At 72.7% G+C, this 20,534-nt stretch carries 18 protein-coding genes; 8 read left to right on the top strand and 10 right to left on the bottom strand.

Annotation, left to right across the window (positions count from 1 at the left end; genetic code table 11):
- Positions 1 to 167 precede the first annotated feature (167 nt).
- Positions 168 to 596 carry a Fur family transcriptional regulator gene (locus FXF50_RS04080; RefSeq protein ID WP_148425864.1) on the top strand — a complete coding sequence of 143 codons (429 nt, stop codon included), beginning with the start codon at positions 168 to 170 and terminating at the stop codon, positions 594 to 596.
- A 23-nt stretch (positions 597 to 619) separates the two neighbouring features.
- Complete coding sequence (katG, locus tag FXF50_RS04075; RefSeq protein ID WP_148425863.1) at positions 620 to 2,896, top strand: catalase/peroxidase HPI; 2,277 nt, start codon at positions 620 to 622, stop codon at positions 2,894 to 2,896.
- A gap of 69 nt (positions 2,897 to 2,965) precedes the next feature.
- Here katG and FXF50_RS04070 read toward each other — a convergent pair whose 3' ends face one another.
- Positions 2,966 to 4,207, bottom strand: a complete 1,242-nt coding sequence (locus FXF50_RS04070; protein WP_148425862.1) for an MFS transporter — start codon at positions 4,205 to 4,207, stop codon at positions 2,966 to 2,968.
- A 185-nt stretch (positions 4,208 to 4,392) separates the two neighbouring features.
- Between FXF50_RS04070 and FXF50_RS04065 the strand changes: the two genes are divergently transcribed.
- A complete protein-coding gene (locus FXF50_RS04065) occupies positions 4,393 to 5,730 on the top strand; it encodes a serine/threonine-protein kinase (protein WP_148425861.1) in 1,338 nt (445 codons plus the stop codon).
- Positions 5,731 to 5,751: 21 nt separating this feature from the next.
- On the opposite strand, the gene FXF50_RS04060 is transcribed toward FXF50_RS04065, so the two are convergent.
- Both FXF50_RS04060 and FXF50_RS04055 read right to left on the bottom strand, forming a co-directional pair.
- Positions 5,752 to 6,474 carry a VOC family protein gene (locus FXF50_RS04060; protein WP_148425860.1) on the bottom strand — a complete coding sequence of 241 codons (723 nt, stop codon included), beginning with the start codon at positions 6,472 to 6,474 and terminating at the stop codon, positions 5,752 to 5,754.
- Positions 6,475 to 6,535: 61 nt separating this feature from the next.
- Positions 6,536 to 6,943, bottom strand: a complete 408-nt coding sequence (locus FXF50_RS04055; RefSeq protein WP_148425859.1) for a hypothetical protein — start codon at positions 6,941 to 6,943, stop codon at positions 6,536 to 6,538.
- Positions 6,944 to 7,007: 64 nt separating this feature from the next.
- Between FXF50_RS04055 and FXF50_RS04050 the strand changes: the two genes are divergently transcribed.
- From FXF50_RS04050 to FXF50_RS04035, 4 genes are read left to right on the top strand one after another with little or no spacing between them, the layout of a single operon-like run.
- Positions 7,008 to 7,814 carry a trans-aconitate 2-methyltransferase gene (locus tag FXF50_RS04050; protein ID WP_148425858.1) on the top strand — a complete coding sequence of 269 codons (807 nt, stop codon included), beginning with the start codon at positions 7,008 to 7,010 and terminating at the stop codon, positions 7,812 to 7,814.
- Positions 7,815 to 7,821: 7 nt separating this feature from the next.
- Positions 7,822 to 8,916 carry a nucleotide disphospho-sugar-binding domain-containing protein gene (locus FXF50_RS04045; protein WP_148425857.1) on the top strand — a complete coding sequence of 365 codons (1,095 nt, stop codon included), beginning with the start codon at positions 7,822 to 7,824 and terminating at the stop codon, positions 8,914 to 8,916.
- A gap of 57 nt (positions 8,917 to 8,973) precedes the next feature.
- Positions 8,974 to 9,363 carry a nuclear transport factor 2 family protein gene (locus FXF50_RS04040; protein ID WP_148425856.1) on the top strand — a complete coding sequence of 130 codons (390 nt, stop codon included), beginning with the start codon at positions 8,974 to 8,976 and terminating at the stop codon, positions 9,361 to 9,363.
- A 31-nt stretch (positions 9,364 to 9,394) separates the two neighbouring features.
- Positions 9,395 to 9,859 carry an HAD domain-containing protein gene (locus tag FXF50_RS04035; protein WP_148425855.1) on the top strand — a complete coding sequence of 155 codons (465 nt, stop codon included), beginning with the start codon at positions 9,395 to 9,397 and terminating at the stop codon, positions 9,857 to 9,859.
- A gap of 37 nt (positions 9,860 to 9,896) precedes the next feature.
- On the opposite strand, the gene FXF50_RS04030 is transcribed toward FXF50_RS04035, so the two are convergent.
- Complete coding sequence (locus FXF50_RS04030) at positions 9,897 to 11,273, bottom strand: glycosyl hydrolase family 18 protein (RefSeq protein ID WP_148425854.1); 1,377 nt, start codon at positions 11,271 to 11,273, stop codon at positions 9,897 to 9,899.
- A gap of 164 nt (positions 11,274 to 11,437) precedes the next feature.
- Here FXF50_RS04030 and FXF50_RS04025 point away from each other — a divergent pair, with 164 nt between their 5' ends.
- Positions 11,438 to 12,670 (top strand): ROK family transcriptional regulator, encoded by a 1,233-nt coding sequence (locus FXF50_RS04025; RefSeq protein WP_255509876.1) that lies wholly within the window; start codon positions 11,438 to 11,440, stop codon positions 12,668 to 12,670.
- 77 nt (positions 12,671 to 12,747) lie between these two features.
- On the opposite strand, the gene FXF50_RS04020 is transcribed toward FXF50_RS04025, so the two are convergent.
- The 6 genes from FXF50_RS04020 to FXF50_RS03995 form a co-directional block, all read right to left on the bottom strand.
- On the bottom strand, positions 12,748 to 14,637 hold the full coding sequence (locus FXF50_RS04020) for a ricin-type beta-trefoil lectin domain protein (protein ID WP_255509875.1): 1,890 nt from the start codon (positions 14,635 to 14,637) through the stop codon (positions 12,748 to 12,750).
- 180 nt (positions 14,638 to 14,817) lie between these two features.
- Complete coding sequence (locus tag FXF50_RS04015; protein WP_148425853.1) at positions 14,818 to 16,230, bottom strand: GH1 family beta-glucosidase; 1,413 nt, start codon at positions 16,228 to 16,230, stop codon at positions 14,818 to 14,820.
- Between the two features lie 47 nt (positions 16,231 to 16,277).
- Entirely contained in the window at positions 16,278 to 17,270 is a 993-nt protein-coding gene (locus FXF50_RS04010) for an ABC transporter ATP-binding protein (protein ID WP_148425852.1), read from the bottom strand.
- A 55-nt stretch (positions 17,271 to 17,325) separates the two neighbouring features.
- The gene (locus FXF50_RS04005) at positions 17,326 to 18,363 is read right to left on the bottom strand and encodes an ABC transporter permease (protein ID WP_187399499.1); all 1,038 of its coding nucleotides are present in this window, start codon (positions 18,361 to 18,363) and stop codon (positions 17,326 to 17,328) included.
- 3 nt (positions 18,364 to 18,366) lie between these two features.
- Positions 18,367 to 19,344, bottom strand: coding sequence for an ABC transporter permease (locus tag FXF50_RS04000; RefSeq protein WP_091307279.1), 978 nt, complete (start codon positions 19,342 to 19,344; stop codon positions 18,367 to 18,369).
- The gene (locus tag FXF50_RS03995; RefSeq protein ID WP_148425851.1) at positions 19,341 to 20,507 is read right to left on the bottom strand and encodes an ABC transporter ATP-binding protein; all 1,167 of its coding nucleotides are present in this window, start codon (positions 20,505 to 20,507) and stop codon (positions 19,341 to 19,343) included. Before FXF50_RS03995 ends, FXF50_RS04000 begins: the two co-directional genes overlap by 4 nt.
- Between the last annotated feature and the right edge of the window lie 27 nt (positions 20,508 to 20,534).

The following is a 20,534-nucleotide window of genomic DNA, read 5'->3' as shown; positions in this document are numbered from 1 at the left end:
GTCCCCTGCGCGATGAGGCCCGCCGCTGTCCGGCGGGGCGGTCCGGGGGAGTGTCGTCGAAGATCGTTTATTCCCGCAACCCCGTTCCGGCCGCGGTGTCCAGATCCGGTCATCCGCAACTTCGCCAAAACTTGATTCGTTCCAGAAGAGTGGGTTATGTTCGGGACATGACGTCCGACTTCGAGGCCCAGCTCCGTGCGGTCTCGTTGCGCGTGACCCGGCCCCGGTTGGCGGTGCTCAGCGCGCTGCGCGACCACCCCCACGTCGACACCGACACGGTGATCGCGTTGGTACGGGCGAATCATCCCACGGTGTCCCACCAAGCGGTGTACGACGTACTTCGTGTCCTCACCGACGCCGGCCTCGTGCGGCGCATCCAGCCCGCCCGGGCGACCGCCCGCTACGAGTCGCGGGTGGGGGACAACCACCACCACGTCGTGTGCCGCTCCTGCGGCGCGATCGCCGACGTCGACTGCGCCGTCGGCCATGCCCCCTGTCTCACCGCCTCGGACGACCACGGGTTCGTGGTCGACGAGGCGGAGGTCGTCTACTGGGGCACCTGCCCCGACTGCGCGACCGAACGCACGTCCCAGTGAACCGCCAGTTCGGAAGGAAGTAGATGAGCGACATCCAGGACAACCCTCCCTCCAGCGCGCAGGGCGTGGACAAGAAGGAGGCGGCCGGCTGCCCGGTCGCGCACGACTCCGTGACCGCGCACGGCAGCGAGAGCGAGAACCCGGCGATCGACTCGCCGACCCCGAAGACCGGGGGTCGTCCGCGCACCAACCGCGACTGGTGGCCCAACCAGCTCGACCTGTCGGTGCTGCACGCGCACTCGCCCAAGGGCAACCCGCTGGGGGCGGACTTCAGCTACGCCAAGGAGTTCGAGAAGCTCGACGTCGAGGCCCTCAAGCAGGACATCGTCAACGTCCTCACCACCTCCCAGGACTGGTGGCCGGCCGACTTCGGCCACTACGGCGGCCTCATGATCCGGATGAGCTGGCACGCCGCGGGCACCTACCGCATCGAGGACGGCCGCGGTGGCGCCGGCGACGGCGGCCAGCGGTTCGCCCCGCTCAACAGCTGGCCGGACAACGCGAACCTCGACAAGGCGCGCCGGCTGCTGTGGCCGGTCAAGCAGAAGTACGGCCAGAAGATCTCGTGGGCCGACCTGCTCGTGCTCGCGGGCAACGTCGCCCTGGAGTCGATGGGCTTCAAGACCTTCGGCTTCGGCTTCGGCCGCGAGGACGTCTGGGAGCCCGAGGAGATCTTCTGGGGCCCGGAGGACACCTGGCTCGGCGACGAGCGCTACGCCTCCGAGAAGGAGATGACGGCCGGTGTCGGGGCGACCGAGATGGGCCTCATCTACGTCAACCCCGAGGGCCCGCGCGGCAACGCCGACCCGGCCGCCGCGGCGCACTTCATCCGCGAGACCTTCCGCCGGATGGCGATGAACGACGAGGAGACCGTCGCCCTCATCGCCGGTGGCCACACCTTCGGCAAGACCCACGGCGCCGGCGTCGCCGACGACCACGTGGGCCCCGAGCCCGAGGGCGCCCCGCTGGAGGCGCAGGGCCTCGGCTGGCTGAGCACCCACGGCAGCGGCAAGGGCGCCGACACGATCACCAGCGGTCTCGAGGTGACGTGGACCGACCGGCCGACGCAGTGGAGCAACCGCTTCTTCGAGATCCTCTTCGGCTACGAGTGGGAGCTCACCACGAGCCCCGGCGGCGCCAAGCAGTGGGTCGCCAAGGACGCCGAGGCGATCGTCCCGGACGCCCACGACCCGTCGAAGAAGCACAAGCCGACGATGCTCACGACCGACCTGTCGCTGCGCGTCGACCCGGCGTACGAGAAGATCTCCCGCCGGTTCCTGGAGAACCCCGACGAGTTCGCGCTGGCGTTCGCCAAGGCCTGGTACAAGCTGCTGCACCGTGACATGGGTCCGGTCAGCCGCTTCCTCGGGCCGTGGGTCCCGGAGCCCCAGCTGTGGCAGGACCCGGTGCCGGCCGTCGACCACCAGCTCGTGGGTGACGCCGACGTCGCCGCCCTCAAGGCGAAGGTCCTGGAGTCCGGCCTCACGACCGCCCAGCTGGTCTCCACCGCCTGGGCCTCCGCGGCCAGCTACCGGTCCACCGACAAGCGCGGCGGCGCCAACGGCGCCCGCATCCGCCTGGAGCCGCAGCGCAGCTGGGAGGTCAACCAGCCCGAGCAGCTCGCGACCGTCCTGGAGACCCTCGAGGGCATCCAGCGGGAGTTCAACGCGGCCGGCGGCGCGCAGATCTCCCTCGCGGACCTGATCGTGCTGGCCGGCTCGGCCGCCGTCGAGAAGGCCGCGCGCGACGCCGGCGTCGAGGTGACCGTGCCGTTCCACCCGGGCCGCACCGACGCCACGCAGGAGCAGACCGACGTCGAGTCCTTCGCGGTCCTCGAGCCGCGCGCCGACGGGTTCCGCAACTACCTGCGTGCCGGCGAGAAGACCCAGCCGGAGGTGCTGCTCGTCGACCGCGCCTACATGCTGAACCTGAGCGCACCGGAGATGACCGTCCTCGTCGGCGGCCTCCGCGCGCTCGGGAACAACGTCGGGGGTTCGTCGCACGGCGTCCTCACCGACCGGCCCGGCGTGCTCACCAACGACTTCTTCGCCAACCTGCTCTCCCCGGGCACGCGGTGGAAGGCGTCGGAGTCCGACGAGCACGTCTACGAGATCCGCGACCTGGCCACCGACGAGGTGAAGTGGACCGCCACCGCGGTCGACCTCATCTTCGGCTCCAACTCCCAGCTGCGCGCCCTCGCCGAGGTCTACGCCAGCGAGGACGCCCGCGAGAAGTTCGTGACCGACTTCGTCGCGGCCTGGACCAAGGTCATGGAGCTCGACCGGTTCGACCTCGCCTGACCGGCACCGACCGACGAGCCCGGCCGATCCACCAGCGATCGGCCGGGCTCGCCCGTCGTCGGGGCCGCGTCACCCGGCCGCGGCCAGCTCGCGGTCGGGCACGGGCGGGGAATCCGGGCGGCGGGGCAGCAGCAGCGGGCTGGCGAGGATCAGCAGGCCGGCGACCACGATGGCGGTGCGCGGGTTGGTGGCGCCGGCGAGCAGCCCACCGAGCGCGCTGAGGACGGCGATGGCGGCGCTGCTGCTGATCGACCAGGCCGACAGGGTGCGGGCGACGCGGTCGGAGGGGGTGTGCTCCAGCCGGTAGGTGGCGAGCACCGGGTTGTACAGGCTCATGCTGATGATGATCGCGAGCTCGACGGCGATCACCGTCGCGAGGCCGGCGACACCGGGCTGGACGAACGCGAGGCCGATCAGCCAGACCGCGCGCAGCGTGCCGACCGTACGGAGGATCCGGTGCTGGCCGTAGCGCGCCACGACGCGGCGGGCGAGGCGTGAGCCGATGAGGCCGCCGAGGCAGGGGGCGGCGAAGGCGAGGCCGTACTGCCAGGGTGGGAATCCGAGCTCGCGGAGCAGGAGCACGGCCAGCAGCGGCTCGGTGGCCATGATCAGTCCGCTGACGAGCAGTTGGTTGAGGTAGAGCGCCCGCAGGCCGGGATGGGCCAGGAGGTGCCGCCAGCCGTCGAGCAGCTCGCCGGCCCGTACCCGGCTCCGATCCGTCCGCCGCGGGTGCTCCTCCCGGTCGCGGATCGCCGTGACGCCCAGCGCCGACAGCAGGTAGCTGAGCGCGTCGGCCACGACGGTGGTGACAGGCCCGAACAGGCCGATGGCCGCCCCGCCCAGCGGCGGCCCCACGGCGATGGAACTCCAGGTCGTGGACTCGAACCGCGCGTTGGCCACGAGCAGGTCGTCCGGCCGGACGAGCGCCTTGAGGTAGGCGCCGCTGGCCGCGCCGAAGGCGATCTTGGCGGCGGCGACCACGGCCGACACGAGCAGCAACTGGACGAAGCTGAGCCGGCCGAGGGCGTAGGCGACCGGGATCGTCAGCATGGCCGCGAACCGGGCCAGATCCATGGCGATCATCACCGGCCGCTTGCGGCGGAACTCCACCCACGGCCCGAGCGGCACGGCGAGGAGCGCGCCCACCGCCGTCCCCACCGCCGACAGCGCGGACACCTGGGCGGGGCTGGCGTCCAACACCAGCACGGCGATCAGCGGCAACGCGCCGAACCCCAGCGCGGAGCCGTACGCGCTGACCGCGTAGGACGCCCACAGCCACCGGAACTGCCGGCCCAGGGACCGCCTGCCCACCAAGATCCGCGCCCCCGCTCCGCCCCACCGTTGCCGTTGCCCGCTGTGATCCAAGCAAGGCCGCGAGGCCGGATCAAACACCGGGCCCGCCGAGCGGACCGGGTCGGCGGGTGCGCGACCCGTCCGCCACCGGTCCCGTGACCGGGGCGCGCTTGAAAGAGCAGCGCCTGGGGTACGGGAACCGGATGCCAGATGTGGGGGACCTCATCGGCGACCGTTACCGCCTGGTCGCTCGGATCGCCGGCGGCGGCATGGGTGAGGTGTGGCGTGCCGTCGACGAGACGCTGAAGCGCACCGTGGCCGTCAAGGTGCTGCACAGCCGGGTCATGACCGACGCGAGCGCCGGTGAGCGTTTCCGGCGCGAGGCGCGGGCGATGGCGGCGCTGCGGCATCCCGGTGTCGCGGAGGTCTACGACTACGGCGAGACCACCCTGCCCGGCGCGTCCGGTCTCGCCTACATCGTGATGGCGTACGTGCAGGGCCAGCCGCTGTCGGAGCGGATCGCGGAGGCCGGTCGCCTCGGCGCCGCCGAGACACTGTCGATCGTCGCGCAGACCGCCCGCGCCCTCCAGGCCGCCCACGACGTCGACGTGGTGCACCGCGACGTCAAGCCGGGCAACCTCGTCATCGAGCCGGACGGGCACGTCGTCCTCGTCGACTTCGGCATCGCGCTGTCCCCGGACGCGACGGAGTTGACGGCGGCGAACCAGGTCGTGGGCACGGCCCTCTACATGGCCCCGGAGCAGCTGACCAGAAGCGGCGTCATCGGTCCCGCCGTGGACGTCTACGCGCTCGGGTGCGTGGCGTACCACTGCCTCGCCGGCCACCCTCCGGTCGCCGGTGACAACCCCGTGGCCGTGGCGCTGCGCCGCCTCGAGGAGGAGCCGCCACCACTGCCCGACGACGTCCCGGCAGCCGTCCGCGACCTGGTCGCCTTCGCCATGGCCCGCAACGCCGCTGACCGGATTCCGACCGCCGCGGCCATGGCCGCCACCGCCGAGGCGATCGCGGGACCAGCCGGTACGCGGACCGGTCCGGTGCTCGCGGCTCCGGCCGTGCCGCGAGCCGCCGGCCCCCCGACCCGCGCGCTACCGGTGGTCGCCGCGCCGCAGGGCCGAGCGGCCGGCCGTCGGCGAGCGGTCGCCGGAATCGTCCTGGTGCTTCTCGCCGCGACGGCCGCCGCCGTCGCGCTCGCTGATCCCGCCGGGTGGTCGCCCGGCCCGTCCGGCGTGCCGACGCCGTCCGTGGTCAGGTCGGATCCGAACTCCGGCGGCGGTCACTCCCCGGGTACGCCGACCCGGGCGCGGAACGCCCCCGCCGACCCGGACGTGACCACGCCGGCGTCTCGAGCGTCCGAGCCTGCGCCCGCCGGGTCCGCGCCCTCGCGCGACGACGGGCCCGCCACGACATCCGCCACGCCGTCACGGGCCCCGTCCAGCCCACCGTCGGCGGAGCCGACGGGAGAGTCGACCGGTGAGCCACGTTCCCCGTCCGCCTCGCCGTCGCCGCAGGCCACCACGTGATCGTGCCGCGGCGGGTCCGCGCTACCGGGGCGGCAGCACGCAGAACTCGTTGCCGTCGGGGTCGGCCAGGACCACCCAGCTGACGTCGCCCTGGCCGATGTCGATCCGCGTCGCGCCGAGAGTCAGCAGCCGGTCGACCTCCGCCTGCTGGTCACCGCCGGCAGGTGGGACGAGGTCGAAGTGGAGCCGCTGCTTGCCCGTCCTCGGCATCAGGGGCGGGCCGCCCCAGGTGATCTTCGGACCGCCGAGCGGTGACTGGATCGCGGTCTCCTGGTCCTGGTCCCACACCAGCGGCCACCCCAGCGCCTCGCTCCAGAAGTAGCCCACCTTCTGCGTGCCGTCGCAGGCCAGCGCTCCGATGAAGCCGCAGCCGGCGAGGAAGTTGTTGCCCGGCTCGATGACGCAGAACTCGTTGCCGTCGGGGTCGGCGAGCACCACGTGATCCGCGTCCGGGCCCTGGCCGACGTCGATGTGCCGCGCGCCCAGCTCCAGCGCCCTGGCCACGGTCTGCCGCTGGTCCTCAAGCAAGGTGCTGGTGAGGTCGAAGTGGGCCCGGTTCTGGCCGACCTTCGCAGTCCCGGCGGGAAGGAAGCGGATCCGGAACCCGGCGTCGTCGTCGGGCAGGAGCGCGACTCCGCCAAGCGGATCGTCGGCCACCTCCCGGCCCAGGACCCCGGACCAGAACTCCGCGAGACGCCGAGGTTGGGTCGCGTCGAAACTGATCGCGAACAGTTGACACGTCATCCCGTGCTCATCTCCGATCCCGCTGCTGTCGACAGGAACTCCCAGCCCGTCGAGCGGGAGCCTAGGGGCCGGCCGCCGTCACCCGCACCCGGGTTTCGGCGCCGCCGCCGGTCGTCGTTCCGGGCGCCGGCTCCAGCCGCTCGCGGCTCCGGTCGAGCACGAGACGCCGCGGCCCGCCGTCCCCGTGGGCCGGCCAACCCGCGGCGACCCCCGCCTGGATCAGAGCCGCCACCAGCCGCGGCGTGACCGGCTCCAGCGCGAAGACCGCGGCCACCCGGTCCGACGGCGCGGTGATGATCGGTCCGAAGTTGAGCCACGGGTCGTCGAAGGCCACGAGGACCTCCAGTCCGGCGCCCCGCGTCGCGGCGTGCCAGACCCGGACCATGACGTGACCGGGGTCGGCGTGACGGACCGTCCACCGGTAGTCGACACCGTCGACGCGAATCCTCCGCCTGCGGGTCCGGGCCATGGGGCGAGCGTAGGCGGTGCCGAAAGGGCGCGCCGGTGGTCCGGATCGTGCCAGCATGCTCGGCATGCCCGATCGCGCACTGAGCTTCGGAGCGATGGCGGAGGCGTACGAACGGTTCCGACCGGGGTATCCCGCGGCGCTGCTCGACATGGTGCTGACGTACGCGGGTCGGCCGGTCCGGACCGCCCTGGAGATCGGCGCCGGTACGGGCAAGGCGACCCGCCTCTTCGCTGGACGCGGGCTCACGGTCACCGCGACCGAGCCCGACGGGGCCATGCTCGCCGAGCTGCGCAGGCACGTGCCGGCCGGCGTCCGGACCGTGCGCGCCGCGTTCGAGGACCTGCGCCCGGGCGAGCGCTACGGGCTGGTCTACGCGGCCGCCGCGCTGCACTGGACGAAGCCGGAGGGCCGATGGTCGCGCGTGGCCGCGCTGCTGGAGCCCGGCGGGGTGTTCGCCTCGTTCGGCGGGCCGGTCGGGCTGGCCGACCCGGCGGTGGAGGAGGCGGTTCGCGCGGCCCGGGCGCCGTTCCTGGCCAGCGACGACGTTCCGTCGCCGGACGGGACGCCTCCGGAACAGGACATGCAGTGGCCGGGCACGGAGCTGCAACGGTCCGAGTGGTTCGCCGACGTCCGGCAGTCCGTCATCAAGCGGCGCGAGACGATGACCGCCCGCGATTACGTTGGCCTCCTCTCCACCGTCTCGGCCTATCTCGTCCTGCCGGCCGCGGACCGGGAGGAGGTGTACCGCCGGATCCTGCGGGTCCTGCCCGAGGCGGTCGAGGTCGCCGCCGACATCACCGTTCATCTCGCGCGCCGGCTTGCCGTCGGCAGGGTCAGCGGGGTCGGCGGCGATGATCGTCGTTCGGTCTAATGGGGACATGCGCGTCCTGATCGTCTCCGCGCCGCTGCAGGGGCACCTGCTGCCGCTGGTCCCGCTCGCCCTCGCCTGGCGGGACGCCGGCCACGAGGTGCTGGTCGCGAGCGGCGGCGACGCGCTCACCGTCGACCTCGGCGGCCTGGCGGCGCACGACGTCGCGCCGGGCTTCGCGTTCGGGCGGATCGCCGGCCGAGTGCTCCTGCGACATCCGCTGCTGGCCCGTCGGGAACTGGCCGGGCGCGCGGGCACCGCGGTCGTCGGTGAGCTGTTCGGTGCCGCGAACGCCACGTTCGTGGACGCGGTGGTCGCGCTGGCCCGGCGGGAACGGCCCGACCTGGTCGTCTACGAGTCGCTGGGCGTGGCGGGGGGAGTCGCCGCCGAGAGCGTCGGGGTCCCCGGCGTCGTGCAGGAGAACAACCTGTTCCCCGCCGCCGATCTCGTCGCCGCCGTTGCGGCGAGCGGACCGATGCGGCGGCACCGGATCGGTCCGCCGGCCGCCACCATCACCGTGTCGCCGCCCAGCCTGACCGGGCCGAGGCCGGGCCTGCCCATGCGGGCGGTGCCCTATTCGGGCGGGGGAGAGGTGCCGGACTGGCTGCTGAGCGCCGGGAAGCGACCGCGGATCGTCGTGAGCCGGAGCACCGTCGCGGGCCCGGGCGGCGGCGACCCGAAGGCGGCGATCATCGCGGCCGCGCCCGGCGTGGACGCCGACATCGTGCTCGTCCGGCCGCCCGGCAGGCTGCCGCGGCTGCCGGAGAACGTCCGGACGGTCGGGCGCGTGCCGCTCGACCGGGTGCTCCCGTACGCGACCGCCTGCCTGCACCACGGCGGGGCGGGCAGCGTGCTGGGCGGTCTGGCGGCGGGCGTGCCGCAACTCGTCGTGCCGGGACCGGGCGACCGGCGGCACAACGCCGAGGTGGTGGCACGACGCGGCGCCGGCCTCGCCGTGGCGGCCCGGGCCATCACACCGGACGTCCTGACCCGGCTCGTCACCGACGCGTCGCTCGCCGAGGCGGCGGCCGAGGTCCGCGACGAGATGGCCGCGATGCCCTCGCCCTCCGACGTGGTGCCCGAGCTGACCGCCCTCCACGGGTGACCGGCCGGGGTAGCGTCTGCCGTCGGGGGGTGCGGCCACGGGCGAGGAGCGTCAGGGATGGACGAGCCGGCCGTGCGGGCGGTGCTGCGGCACTACATCGACCACAGTGGCACCGACGAGGATGCCGCCCACGAGATCTACCACGACGACGCCGTCCTGGAGTTCCCGCAGTCCGGCGAGCGTTTCGAGGGCGTGGCGAACTTCCGGGAGTGGCGGCGCGCGTACCCGGCCGACGTCGAGCTGGAGGTGGTGCGGGTGCGTGGCGGCGGCGACGCCTGGGTCGCCGAACTGCGCATCCGGTACGACCAGGGGGAGTGGCGCCCCGCGGTCGACATCCTGGAGTTCCGTGGCGACAAGGTCGCCCACGAGACGATCTACGTCACCGAGGGTTTCGCGGCGCCCCAGTGGCGGTCCCGGTGGCGCAGCACCCCGCCCCGCGAGAAGTGAGTCGCGGAGCGGCCCGGCTATGGTCAGCGCGATGACCGACCGCCCGCTGCTCTTCCTCGACGTCGACGGACCGCTCATTCCGTTCGGCGGGCACCGGCCCACCCCGACCTCCGGGACGGGCAATCCACTGCTGGCCCGCCTGGATCCCCGGCACGGCACGCGGCTCTGGGCGTTGCCCTGCGACCTGGTCTGGGCGACGACCTGGCTGGCGGAGGCCAACGACGTCGTGGGCCGCCGCCTCGGCCTGCCCGAGCTGCCGGTGGTCGAGTGGCCGGAGGCCGACGGGGCGGGGGACGGCCTGCACTGGAAGACCCGGGCCCTGCACGAGTGGGCGGCGGGGCGACCGTTCGTCTGGGTGGACGACGAGATCCGCGCGACCGACGGCGCCTGGCTGGCGGCACACCATCCGGCACCGGTCCTGGCCTACCGGGTGGATCCCCGGCGGGGTCTCACCGACGCGGACTACGCCGTCATCCGGGAGTGGCTCACCGGGTGATGCGGGGCCCCGCGCGCCTGCGGGGCCCCGCGTGGCGTCAGCGGCCCTGGAGAGACCTGACGTTGTCGCCGAAGGTCCAGCCCTTCGAGCCGTCCCAGTTGACGGACCAGGTCATCAGCCCCTTGAGGCCGCCCCGGTAGGTGTTCCACGCCTGCGCCACCAGCGACGGGCTCAGGTACCCACCGCCGGCCCCGCTCTGCGCCGGCAGCCCGGGGACCTGCTTGTCGTACGGGACGCGGATGGTGGTGCCCTGCACGACCAGGCCGGTGTTGAGGCAGTCGGTCTGGACGACGAAGCCCTGCACGGTCCCGGCCGGGTACGAGTCGCCGGCGCAGCCGTACATCGAGCCGTTGTAGTACTGCATGTTCAGCCACCAGAGCCGGCCGTTGTCGGCGTACTTCTTGATGATCGGCAGGTACGCGCCCCAGATCGAGCCGTAGGTGACGCTGCCGCCGGTGACGTACGCGGTCTCGGGGGCCATGGTGAGCCCGAAGCCGGCGGGCATCTGGGCCAGCACGCCGTCGATGATCCGCACCAGGTTGGCCTGGGAGGTGGAGAGCTGGGTGATGTTCCCGCTGCCGGTGAGCCCGGTCTCGATGTCGATGTCGATGCCGTCGAAGTTGTAGCGCTTGAGGATCGGTACGACGGTGGCGACGAACCGGTCGGCGACGGCGCTGGAGCCGAGGTCGATGCCGGCGGTCGCGCCGCCGATCGACAGCAGGACGGTCAGGCCGGCGGCCTTGGCCTGGCACACCTCGGCCGGGGTGGGCACCTTGACGCCGGCGTCCATGCCGTCCTCCCAGAGCACGGTGCCGTCGGAGCGGATCACCGGGAACGCGGCGGTGACCACGTTGTAGCCGTGGGCGGTGATCCGGGAGTCGGTGATCGGGATCCAGCCCATGCCGGGGTGGACGCCGTTGGCCGCGCCGTCCCAGTTCTCCCAGTAGCCCTGGAGCACCTTGCCGGCGGGCCGCGACTTCAGCGCGCAGGTGGTCCCGCCGGGCGGCGGCGTGGTCGGGGTGGGGGTGGGCGTCGGGGTGGGGGTGGGCGACGCCGTGGGGGAGGTGGTGGGCGTGGGGGTGGGCGAGGGCGGCTTCGTGGTGGGGGTCGGTGACGGGGTGCCGGCGCCGCAGGCGCCGAGGTCGCTCCAGAGCGCCGGTGTGGCCGGTGGGGTCCAGCCCGCGCCGGCGGGCGGCGTGTGGGTGACCAGCGCCTGGTAGAGCCGGTTGGCGTAGGTGGCCCGGCTGCCCGCGGTCCAGGTCACTCCCTCGGCCCAGGCCGGCACGCCCGCGCAGGAGACCAGCGCGGTCTCCGCGGCGGAGGCGGCCAGACCGGTGGCGGCCGGCAGGGCGGTGGGTACGGCAAGCAGCAGGGCGCCGCCGAGCACGGCGGTCAGCCGTCGTCGAAGTCGCATGACATACCTCCTCATCGATGCGCCGGAGGCTAGCAGTTAACTTTGTTAAATGTAAATGCGCAGTAGTCTGTCAGCACTTGGTTCACGGCGTGAAGCAGGCCGCCGGGTGCGGCCGGGAGAGGACGGCGGCGGACGTGGACGCCAGACGCACCACCGTGCGCGACATGCGTCGTGCCAACCGGTCGGTCCTGCTCACCCGGATCTGGCTGGACGGCCCGCTGAGCCGGCACGAACTGGGGCAGTCCACCGCGCTCAGCCTGGCCAGCGTGAGCAACCTGGTCGGCGAGATGATCGCCGAGGGCCTGGTCGAGGAGGCCGGCTCGGTCGAGTCCGACGGCGGCCGCCCCCGGGTGCTGCTCCGGGTCGCCCCCGGCTACGGCTACCTGGTCGGCGCCGACGTCGGCGAGACCCGGGTGCAGGTCGAACTCTTCGACCTCGCCATGACCGCCCTGGCCAAGGCGGAGTACCCGATCGCGGCCGCCGAGCCCGACCCCGGACAGGTCACCGATCACCTGCTGCACGGTCTCGCCGCGGTGGTCGAGCAGGCCGGCGTCGACCCGGGCGCGGTGCTCGGCTTCGGCGTCGCCGTCTCCGGCACCGTCGAGCGCACCGCCGACGCCGTGGTGCACGCGCAGACCCTCGGCTGGGACGGCGTGCCGCTCGGCGCCATGCTGCGCGCCGGCACCGACATCCCCGTGCACATCGACAACGGCGCCAAGACGCTCGGCCAGGCCGAGATGTGGTTCGGCGCCGGGCGCGGCGTCCGGCACGCGGTCGTCGCCCTGGTCGGCTCCGGCGTCGGGGCCTGCGTGGTGGCCGACGGCGTGGGCTACCGCGGCGCGCACAGCAGCGCCGGCGAGTGGGGCCACACCACCATCGTGTACGGGGGCCGACGCTGCCGCTGCGGCAACCTCGGTTGCCTGGAGGCGTACGTCGGGGCGGAGGGGGTGCTGGACCGGTTCCGGCAGGCCAACCGGGGCCGGCCGGCGGCCGGCGGCGACGAGGAGAGCGCCTTCGGCGAGCTGCTCCGCGCCAGCAGCCGCACCGCGGCCAAGGTGCTCGACGAGACGGTCGGCTACCTCGGCGCCGGGGTGGCGAACCTGGTGAACCTCTTCAACCCGGAGCGGGTGGTGCTCGGCGGCTGGGCCGGCCTGGCCCTGGGCGAGCGCTACCTGCCGCAGATCCGCGAGGTCACGGCGCGGCACGCGCTGCGCCAGCCGTACGCCCAGACCTCGATCGAGCTGTGCCGGCTCGGACCGGACGCGGTCGCGATGGGCGCCGCCACCCTGCCGATGGCCCGGCTGCTGCGCGACGGCGGTGTGCCGCGCGAGCCGGCCGCCCGGGTGGTCCCGGCGCCGGCGCGGCCGGCGCGGCGGCCCCGGACGCGGACCCGCTGAGCCACCGGACCCGCTGAGCCACCGGACCCGCTGAGCCACCGGGCCGGCGGTGGGAGCGCCGCCGGCCCGGCCCCGGCTCAGGACGGGAGGCTCCACTTCTGGTTGGCGCCGTTGGTGCAGCTCCAGATCTGCGTCCTGGTGCCGTCGGCGGAGGTGTTGCCGATGACGTCCAGGCACTTGTTCGCCTGCGGGTTCACCAGGTCCCGTGCGGCCGTCCACACCCACTGCTGTGCGCCGGTGCCGTTGCACGTCCACAGCTGCACCCGCGTGCCGTTGGCGGTCCCACCGCCGGAGACGTCGAGGCACTTGCCCAGCGACCGGAGAGTTCCGTCGGCCCCCCGCGTCCACTGCTGGTTCGGGGTGCCCGCGCAGCTCCAGATCTGGATCGGCGTGCCGTTGGCGGTGTTGCTGTTGGTGACGTCGAGGCACTTGCCACCGATGCCGGTGATCTGCCCGGTCGGCGGACCGGACTGGGTGCCGGACCAGGTGAAGGTGGCGGTGGTCCGGGCCGGCAGGGTGTAGGTGAAGGACTGCCCGCCCCAGACCACCTTCACCGAGCGGGACGAGGTGCTGCCGTTGTGCGCGATGAGCGCCTTGGACCCGTCCGCGTTGCGGTACGCGACGTTCGGCACGCTGCTGTTCGCGGTGGAGTCGATCCGGTACGCCCCGGGCTTGACGAACTTCGTCAGGTGCCCGGTGGTGTAGTACTCGATGGTGTAGTCGACCTGTCCGGCCCGCGCGTCTCCTTCGTGCACGGTGATCAGCCCGGTGCAGGTGCCGCAGCCGCCGTTGTGCGGGCCCATGTTCTGGTTGACCGCGAGGCTCCACTTGACCAGGCTGCCGCTCCAGTTCCGGGCGTAGTTCACGATGTCGGCCAGGTCCTCGTTGTGCTGGTTGGTGATCCAGGTGCCGCCGGAGTGCTCGGTGCTGAACTGCGGCACGGTCGGGTACTGGTTGTGGACCTGCGTGCCCACGGTGGGGCTGCCGAAGTAGCCGTGCCACGCGATGCCGCCGAAGAGCGGATCGGTGCGGACGCCGCTGTCGGCGAGCAGCACGGCGCCGAAGTTGCCGTAGTCGCCGTAGTTGAAGTCGTGCACCAGCACCTTGCTGGAGATGCCGGCGGTGCGGAACTCCGGGTAGACGAAGTTCTTGGTCAGGTTCACCAGGTTGGCGGAGGTCCAGGCCATGCCCGGGTAGTTCATCGCGGTGGGGTTGCTCGCCTGGCAGCAGTTCGGTTCGTTCTGCACCGAGACGTAGTCGACCGGCACGCCGCGGGCCGCGTACGCCTGAATGGTCTTGACGAGGTACTGGGCGTAGGTGGCGTAGTACTGCGACCTGAGCGAGCCCATCTGGTCCATCCGGCCGTTGGTCTTCATCCAGCCGGGCGCGCTCCACGGCACGACCTTCACTCGCAGCGCCGGGTTGAGCTGCTTGGCCTGCGCAGTGAGCAGCTCCACGTCCGTGTTGTAGCCGTTGACGCCGAAGTCGCTCAGATCGCAGCAGGTGTCGTCGAGGGAGATCATGCCGGGGCGGGACAGGTCGGAGGCGCCGACCGGGTTGCGCACGAACGACAGGCCGATGCCGTCGGTGGGGCTGAACAGCTTGCGCATCACGTCGTCCCGGGTGGCGGCGGTGACCGGCCCGCCGCGCAGCAGGTACGCGGTGGTGTCGGTGATCGACGCGCCGCCACCCTCGAATGGCTGGTAGCTGGTGTTCTCGTTGACGGTGATGGTGTACGTGGCGGCGGGACTGCTGGCGGCGAAGCTGAGCGGGTTCTGCGGTTGCAGACCGCGGGTGACCGTCCGCCCGCCGCTGTCGGAGGTGGTGGTGAGCCAGACGTTGACGGTCTCGCCGGCGGCGTGCGCGGCCGACGGTGGGGACAGGGCGAGGGCGCCGGCCGACAGGCAGAGCGCCAGCGCCGCGCGGCTGGCGCGGCTGGCGGTGGTGGGGGATCGGGTGGAGGACACGGATGCCTCCCTTCGGAGCTTTCTCGACATCCGCGAAGGAGAGAACGCCTCACACCCGTTTTCGTCAAGGCATAGAAGTATGCTTGTGTCAAGTGGTGAAAAACCCTCGCCACCTGCGTATATGGACAGGTCGGGGCAACCGCCCGGAAGGTTCCGGCGCGGTTGCCCCGAGCGGTCCGCTCAGCGCTCCCCGCGCACCCGGCGGACGGTGTCGCGGTACCAGTGCGCGCTGCGCTTCGGCGTGCGCCGCTGGGTGTCGTAGTCCACCCGGACGATGCCGAAGCGCTTGTCGTAGCCGTACGCCCACTCGAAGTTGTCCAGCAGCGACCAGGCGAAGTAGCCGCGCACGTCCGCGCCGGCCTGCCGGGCCCGGGCCACCGCCCGCAGGTGCTCGGCCAGGTACGCCACCCGGTCGTCGTCGGCCACGAACCCGTCGGCGTCCGGCTCGTCGTCGAAGGCCGCACCGTTCTCGGTGATCACCATGGGCACGCCCGGGTAGTCCCGGTGCAGCCGGACCAGCAGCTCGGTGAAGGAGTCCGGCACGATCTCCCAGTCCATGGCGGTACGAGGCAGGTCCCGGCGGACCACCCGGCGCACCGGCCGCCCGTCGTCGTCCCGCTCCCGGCCCTGCTCGTCCACCCCGGAGTGCACCTGCCCGAAGTAGTAGTTCACCCCGAGCACGTCGATCGGCGCCGAGATGATCTCCAGGTCACCCTCCTCGACGGGGATGCGCACCCCCTCGGCGGCCAGGTCGGCCACCACGTCCTCCGGGTACGCGCCGCGGAACACCGGGTCCAGGTAGAGCCGGTTGCCCAGCCCGTCGGCGGCCCGGGCCGCGTCGCGGTCGGCCGCGCTGTCGGTGGCCGGGTCGGCGGTGGACAGGTTGACCGTGAGACCCAGCTCGATCGGGGTGGCCGCCGCGGCGCGCAGCCGCTGCACCGCCAGCCCGTGACCGAGCAGCAGGTGGTGCGCGGCGGCGATCCCGTCACCCAGGTCGCGCCGCCCCGGGGCGTGGAGGCCGTACGCGTACCCGAGCATCGCCGAGCACCACGGCTCGTTCAGCGTGGTCCAGGTCTTCACCCGGTCACCGAGGGCGGCGAAGACCAGCTCCGCGTAGTCGGCGAAGCGGTAGGCGGTGTCCCGGTTCGGCCAGCCGCCCGCGTCCTCCAGCTCCTGCGGCAGGTCCCAGTGGTAGAGCGTCACCCACGGGTCGAGCCCGCGGCCGAGCAGCTCGTCCACCAGCCGGTCGTAGAAGGCCAGCCCGGCCGGGTTCGCCGGCCCGCGCCCGCCCGGCTGCACCCGCGGCCACGCCACCGAGAACCGGTAGGTGTCCAGCCCCAGGTCGGCGATGAGCGCGACGTCCTCCGGCATCCGGTGGTAGTGGTCGCAGGCCACGTCGCCGTGGTCGCCGTTGGCCACCGCGCCCGGGACGCGGCAGAAGGTGTCCCAGATCGACGGCGTCCGGCCGTCCTCGGCCACCGCGCCCTCGATCTGGTACGACGAGGTCGCCACCCCCCACCGGAAGGTCGGCGGGAGGGTGTCGATCGGGTCGGCCTGCCCGGCGCTGATCGGGCGGGTGAGGTCGGTGTCCATGGTTCTCCTCGCGGTAGCGGGTCGTTCGGTCGGACGGAGGGTGGGGGTCAGCGGGGGGCGGCGACCGGGTGCAGCCAGCAGGCGACATCCCGGCCCGGCTCGGCGGCGCCCAGGGCCGGCACCTTCTTGTCGCACGGGTCGAACGCTTTCGGACAGCGCGGGTGGAACGCGCAGCCCTCCGGCATGGCCCGCAGGTCCGGCGGGGAGCCGGGGATGCCGGTCAGCTCGCGGCGGGGGCCGCGCAGCGCCGGGAAGGAGTGCAGCAACCCCTCGGTGTACGGGTGCAGGGCCCGCCGGTACAGCTGCGCGGCGGGCGCCTCCTCGACGATCCGGCCGCCGTACATGATGGCGATCCGATCGGAGAACTCGACCAGCAGCGACAGGTCGTGGGTGATGAACAGGACCGCGAAGCCCAGCCGCTCCCGCAGCTCGGCGAGCTGGCCGAGGATCTGCCGTTGCATCACCACGTCCAGGGCCGTGGTCGGCTCGTCCATGATGACCAGCTGCGGCTCCAGTGCCAGCGCCATGGCGATCATCACGCGCTGCCGCATGCCGCCGGAGAGCTGGTGCGGGTAGCTGTCCAGCCGGTCGGCGGCGATGCCGACCAGGCGCAGCAGGTCCCGGGCCCGGGCCAACCGGCCCGCCGGCGTGCTCTTCGGCTCGTGCGCCTTGATCACGTCGAGCAGCTGGGTGGAGACCTTGTGCACCGGGTTGAGCGAGTTCATGGCGCCCTGGAAGACGATCGACGTCTCCGCCCAGCGGAACTGGCGCAGCTGCGCCGGGCTCAGCGTCAGCACGTCCACGGGCGGGCCGTCGACCGGGTGGTAGACCACCTGGCCGCCGCTGACCACGCCGGGCGGCGGCAGCAGCCGGGTCAGCCCGTACGCCAGCGTGGACTTGCCGCTGCCGCTCTCCCCGGCCAGCCCCAGCACCTCGCCGCGGTGCAGGGTCAGGTCGACGTCGCGGACGGCGTGCACGGCCGCGTCGCCGAGCCCGTAGTCGACCCGCAGCCCACGGATCTCCAGCACCGGATCGGTCACTTGAGCCCTCCTTCGTTCGCGACTGCGGGGCTCCGCTCCGCTGCACTCCTCGCGCTCACGGTGCGACCTCCTCTCGGGGGGCCGGCGCCGCACGGGACGTCGGGGCCAGCACGGGGGTGAAGCCGACCCGCATGCGTACGGTGCGGCCGTCGGCGGTGCGGATCCGGGTCCTGCCGGCGCTGCGCAGCCGGGGGCTGACGAACTCGTCGATGCCGAAGTTGATCAGGGCGAGGGCGGTGCCGAGCACCGCGATGGCCAGCCCGGCCGGCACGAACCACCACCAGGCGCCCTGCGCGAGGGCCTGCTGGCCCTGCGCCCAGAACAGGATGGTGCCCCAGTTCCAGGACGAGATCGACGAGATGCCGATGAACGCCAGGGTGATCTCCGACATGACCGCGAAGATGACCGTGCCGACGAAGCCGGACGCGATGATCGCGGTGAGGTTCGGCAGGATCTCGAACAGGATGATGCGCCAGGTCCGCTCGCCGGTGGCCCGGGCCGCCTCGACGTAGTCGCGCCGCCGCAGCGACAGCGTCTGGGCGCGCAGCACCCGAGCGCCCCACGCCCACGAGGTGAACCCGATGATGAGCGCGACCAACGTGTCGCTGGCCTGCTCGACGATCGACGTGACGATGATGATCAGCGGCAGCGCCGGGATGACGAGGAACACGTTGGACAGCGCCGACAGGCCCTCGTCGGCCACCCCGCCGATGTAGCCGGCGGTCACGCCGATGAGGATGGACAGGATCGTCGCCAGCACGCCGGCGACCAGGCCCACCACCATGACGCTGCGCGCGCCGACCAGGATCTGGCTGAAGATGTCCTGACCGAGGTGGGTGGTGCCGAACCAGTGCCGCAGCGACGGCGCCTGGAGCACGTCGGCGCTGCGCGCGTCCGGGTCGTACGGCGCCACCCACGGCCCGATCACCGCGAAGAGGCAGTAGACGGCCAGGATGACCAGGCCGGTGGCGGCCTTGGCGTTGGCGACGAACCGGAACCGGCGCCGCTTCGCCCGGCCCGGCGCGGCCGACGGCTGGGCCATCGCCCCCTGGCCGGGGATGACCTGCTCGATGCTCGACGGTGAGATGGTCATCGCTCAGCTCTTTCGGGTCCGCGGGTCGAGAAGCAGGTACGCGACGTCGGCGAGCAGGTTCGCCACCAGCACGGAGATCGTGATGATCAGGAAGATCCCCTGCATGAGCGGGTAGTCCTTGTAGCCGACCGCCTGGAAGAGCTGGAAACCGAGACCCGGGTAGGAGAACACGATCTCCACGAGCAGCGTGCCGCCCACGATGAACCCGAGCGACAGGGCGAAGCCCGACACGTTGGGCAGCAGCGCGTTGCGGGCCGCGTAGCTGAGCGCCACCCGGCGCTCCGACAGCCCCTTCGCGTGGGCGACGGTGATGTAGTCCTCCGACGAGACCGTGACCATCATGTTGCGCATGCTGAGGATCCAGCCGCTCATCGAGGAGACCAGGATGGTCGCCGCGGGCAGGACGCTGTGCTTGATCGCGCTGGGGATGAAGTACGCGTCGAACGCCGGCACGAGGCCCGCCTCGTAGCCGCCGGAGGACGGGAAGAAGCTCCCCGGCCCGGTGAACACGGCGATGGCGACGAGGCCCAGCCAGAAGTACGGGATCGAGGACAGGAACGTCGTGGCCGGCAGCAGCCCGTCGACCCAGGAGCCGCGCCGCCAGCCGGCGCCGACGCCCAGCGCCGTGCCCAGGAGGAAGCTGATGATCGTGGTGATGCCGACCAGGCCCACCGTCCACGGCAGGCTGTCGCCGATCACCGTCGACACCGGCGTGGGGAAGAAGGTGAACGACAGCCCGAGGTCGCCGTGGAGCAGCTGCCCCCAGTAGTCGAGGTACTGCTGCCAGATGTTCTCGTGCGCGTCCAGCCCGAACAGCACGCGCAGCGACTGGATGGCGTCGGCGCTGATCCGGCCCTGGTTGCGGGAGATGAGCGACTGCACCGGGTCGCCCGGGACGAGCCGCGGGATGAAGAAGTTGAGCGTGATGGCCGCCCACGCCGTGAACAGGTAGAAGGCCGTGCGTTGCAGGAGGAATCTCATCGTGCCTCCCCGAGGGTGGCGGTGCCGTCCCGCTCGACCGCCGGCGGGGGCGGTGACACGGCCGGGTCGGCGTCGGGCGCGGCGGAGCCGGGGGCGTCGGCGGCGACGGTGTCCGGGTCGTAGAGCCAGCAGGCCGCCCAGTGGCCGGGCCGGTCGCCGATGTCCAGGCGCGGCGGCAGGTCGGTCGTGCAGCGCCGCATGGCGTGCGGGCACCGGGGATGGAACCGGCAGCCGGCGGGCGGGGCGATCAGGCTCGGCGGCTCGCCCTGGCCCCGGTCCTTCCCGGCGGCCGTGTCGACGCCGGCGCCGTCGCCGGTGATGCGCTCGGGATCGGGCGCCGAATCGGTGAGCAGCCGGGTGTACGGGTGGGCCGGGTGCTGGGTGACGGTCTCGCTGTCGCCACCCTCCACCATCCGGCCCGCGTACATCACGATCGTCTCGTCGGCGAAGTAGCGGGCCGAGGCGATGTCGTGGGTGATGTAGAGGATCGCGATGTTGAGCCGGTCCTTGAGGTCCTGCAGCAGGTTGAGCACGCCGAGGCGGATCGACACGTCGAGCATCGAGACCGGCTCGTCGGCGAGGAGCACCTCCGGGTCGGCGCCGAGCGCCCGGGCGATGGCGACGCGCTGCCGCTGGCCGCCGGACAACTCGTGCGGGAACGCGTCCAGGTAGCGCTCGGGCGGGGTGAGGCTCACCCGGGTGAGCAGCCTGCCGAGGGCCGCCTCCAGGTCCTCGGCGCCGTGCCCGGCGTTGCCGTGGATCCGCAGCGACCGGGTCAGGTGGTAGCGGACGGTGTGCACGGGGTTCAACGAGGCGAACGGGTCCTGCAGGATCAGCTGGACCCGCCGCACGTACGCCCGGAACGGCCGGCCGCCGCGCACCCGGGTCGAGGTGCCGTGCAGGCGGATGTCGCCGGCGGTGCGGGGGTAGATCTGGGCCAGCAGCCGCGCCACCGTGGACTTTCCGGAGCCGGACTCTCCGACCAGCGCGGTCACCCGGCCGCGGCGCAGCGCGAACGACACGTCGTCGACGGCGTGCACCACGGCCGGCGTCCGGGAGAAGAGGTCACGCAGCCGCCTGCGGACGGGGAAGTGCTTGGTCAGGCCGACGGCCTCCAGCACCACCTCGTCGACCGGCGCCGCCGCGCTCTCGCTCAACGTCATGCCGAGTTCCTGTCTGAGCGTGGGGTG

Source organism: Micromonospora sp. AP08 (assembly GCF_008085935.1).
In the GTDB taxonomy this organism is placed as follows: Bacteria; Actinomycetota; Actinomycetes; order Mycobacteriales; family Micromonosporaceae; genus Micromonospora; species Micromonospora chersina.
Note: the sequence above shows the minus strand (reverse complement) of the source record. Positions and strands in the feature narration are given on the sequence as shown.

Excerpts from the sequence above, each read along its gene's own strand:
- FXF50_RS04080 (WP_148425864.1), top strand. The coding sequence starts at position 168 with ATGACGTCCGACTTCGAGGCCCAGCTCCGTGCGGTCTCGTTGCGCGTG.
- katG (WP_148425863.1), top strand. The coding sequence starts at position 620 with ATGAGCGACATCCAGGACAACCCTCCCTCCAGCGCGCAGGGCGTGGAC.
- FXF50_RS04065 (WP_148425861.1), top strand. The coding sequence starts at position 4,393 with ATGCCAGATGTGGGGGACCTCATCGGCGACCGTTACCGCCTGGTCGCT.
- FXF50_RS04060 (WP_148425860.1), bottom strand. The coding sequence starts at position 6,474 with ATGACGTGTCAACTGTTCGCGATCAGTTTCGACGCGACCCAACCTCGG.
- FXF50_RS04055 (WP_148425859.1), bottom strand. The coding sequence starts at position 6,943 with ATGGCCCGGACCCGCAGGCGGAGGATTCGCGTCGACGGTGTCGACTAC.
- FXF50_RS04050 (WP_148425858.1), top strand. The coding sequence starts at position 7,008 with ATGCCCGATCGCGCACTGAGCTTCGGAGCGATGGCGGAGGCGTACGAA.
- FXF50_RS04045 (WP_148425857.1), top strand. The coding sequence starts at position 7,822 with ATGCGCGTCCTGATCGTCTCCGCGCCGCTGCAGGGGCACCTGCTGCCG.
- FXF50_RS04040 (WP_148425856.1), top strand. The coding sequence starts at position 8,974 with ATGGACGAGCCGGCCGTGCGGGCGGTGCTGCGGCACTACATCGACCAC.
- FXF50_RS04035 (WP_148425855.1), top strand. The coding sequence starts at position 9,395 with ATGACCGACCGCCCGCTGCTCTTCCTCGACGTCGACGGACCGCTCATT.
- FXF50_RS04030 (WP_148425854.1), bottom strand. The coding sequence starts at position 11,273 with ATGCGACTTCGACGACGGCTGACCGCCGTGCTCGGCGGCGCCCTGCTG.
- FXF50_RS04025 (WP_255509876.1), top strand. The coding sequence starts at position 11,438 with ATGCGTCGTGCCAACCGGTCGGTCCTGCTCACCCGGATCTGGCTGGAC.
- FXF50_RS04015 (WP_148425853.1), bottom strand. The coding sequence starts at position 16,230 with ATGGACACCGACCTCACCCGCCCGATCAGCGCCGGGCAGGCCGACCCG.
- FXF50_RS04005 (WP_187399499.1), bottom strand. The coding sequence starts at position 18,363 with ATGACCATCTCACCGTCGAGCATCGAGCAGGTCATCCCCGGCCAGGGG.
- FXF50_RS04000 (WP_091307279.1), bottom strand. The coding sequence starts at position 19,344 with ATGAGATTCCTCCTGCAACGCACGGCCTTCTACCTGTTCACGGCGTGG.
- FXF50_RS03995 (WP_148425851.1), bottom strand. The coding sequence starts at position 20,507 with ATGACGTTGAGCGAGAGCGCGGCGGCGCCGGTCGACGAGGTGGTGCTG.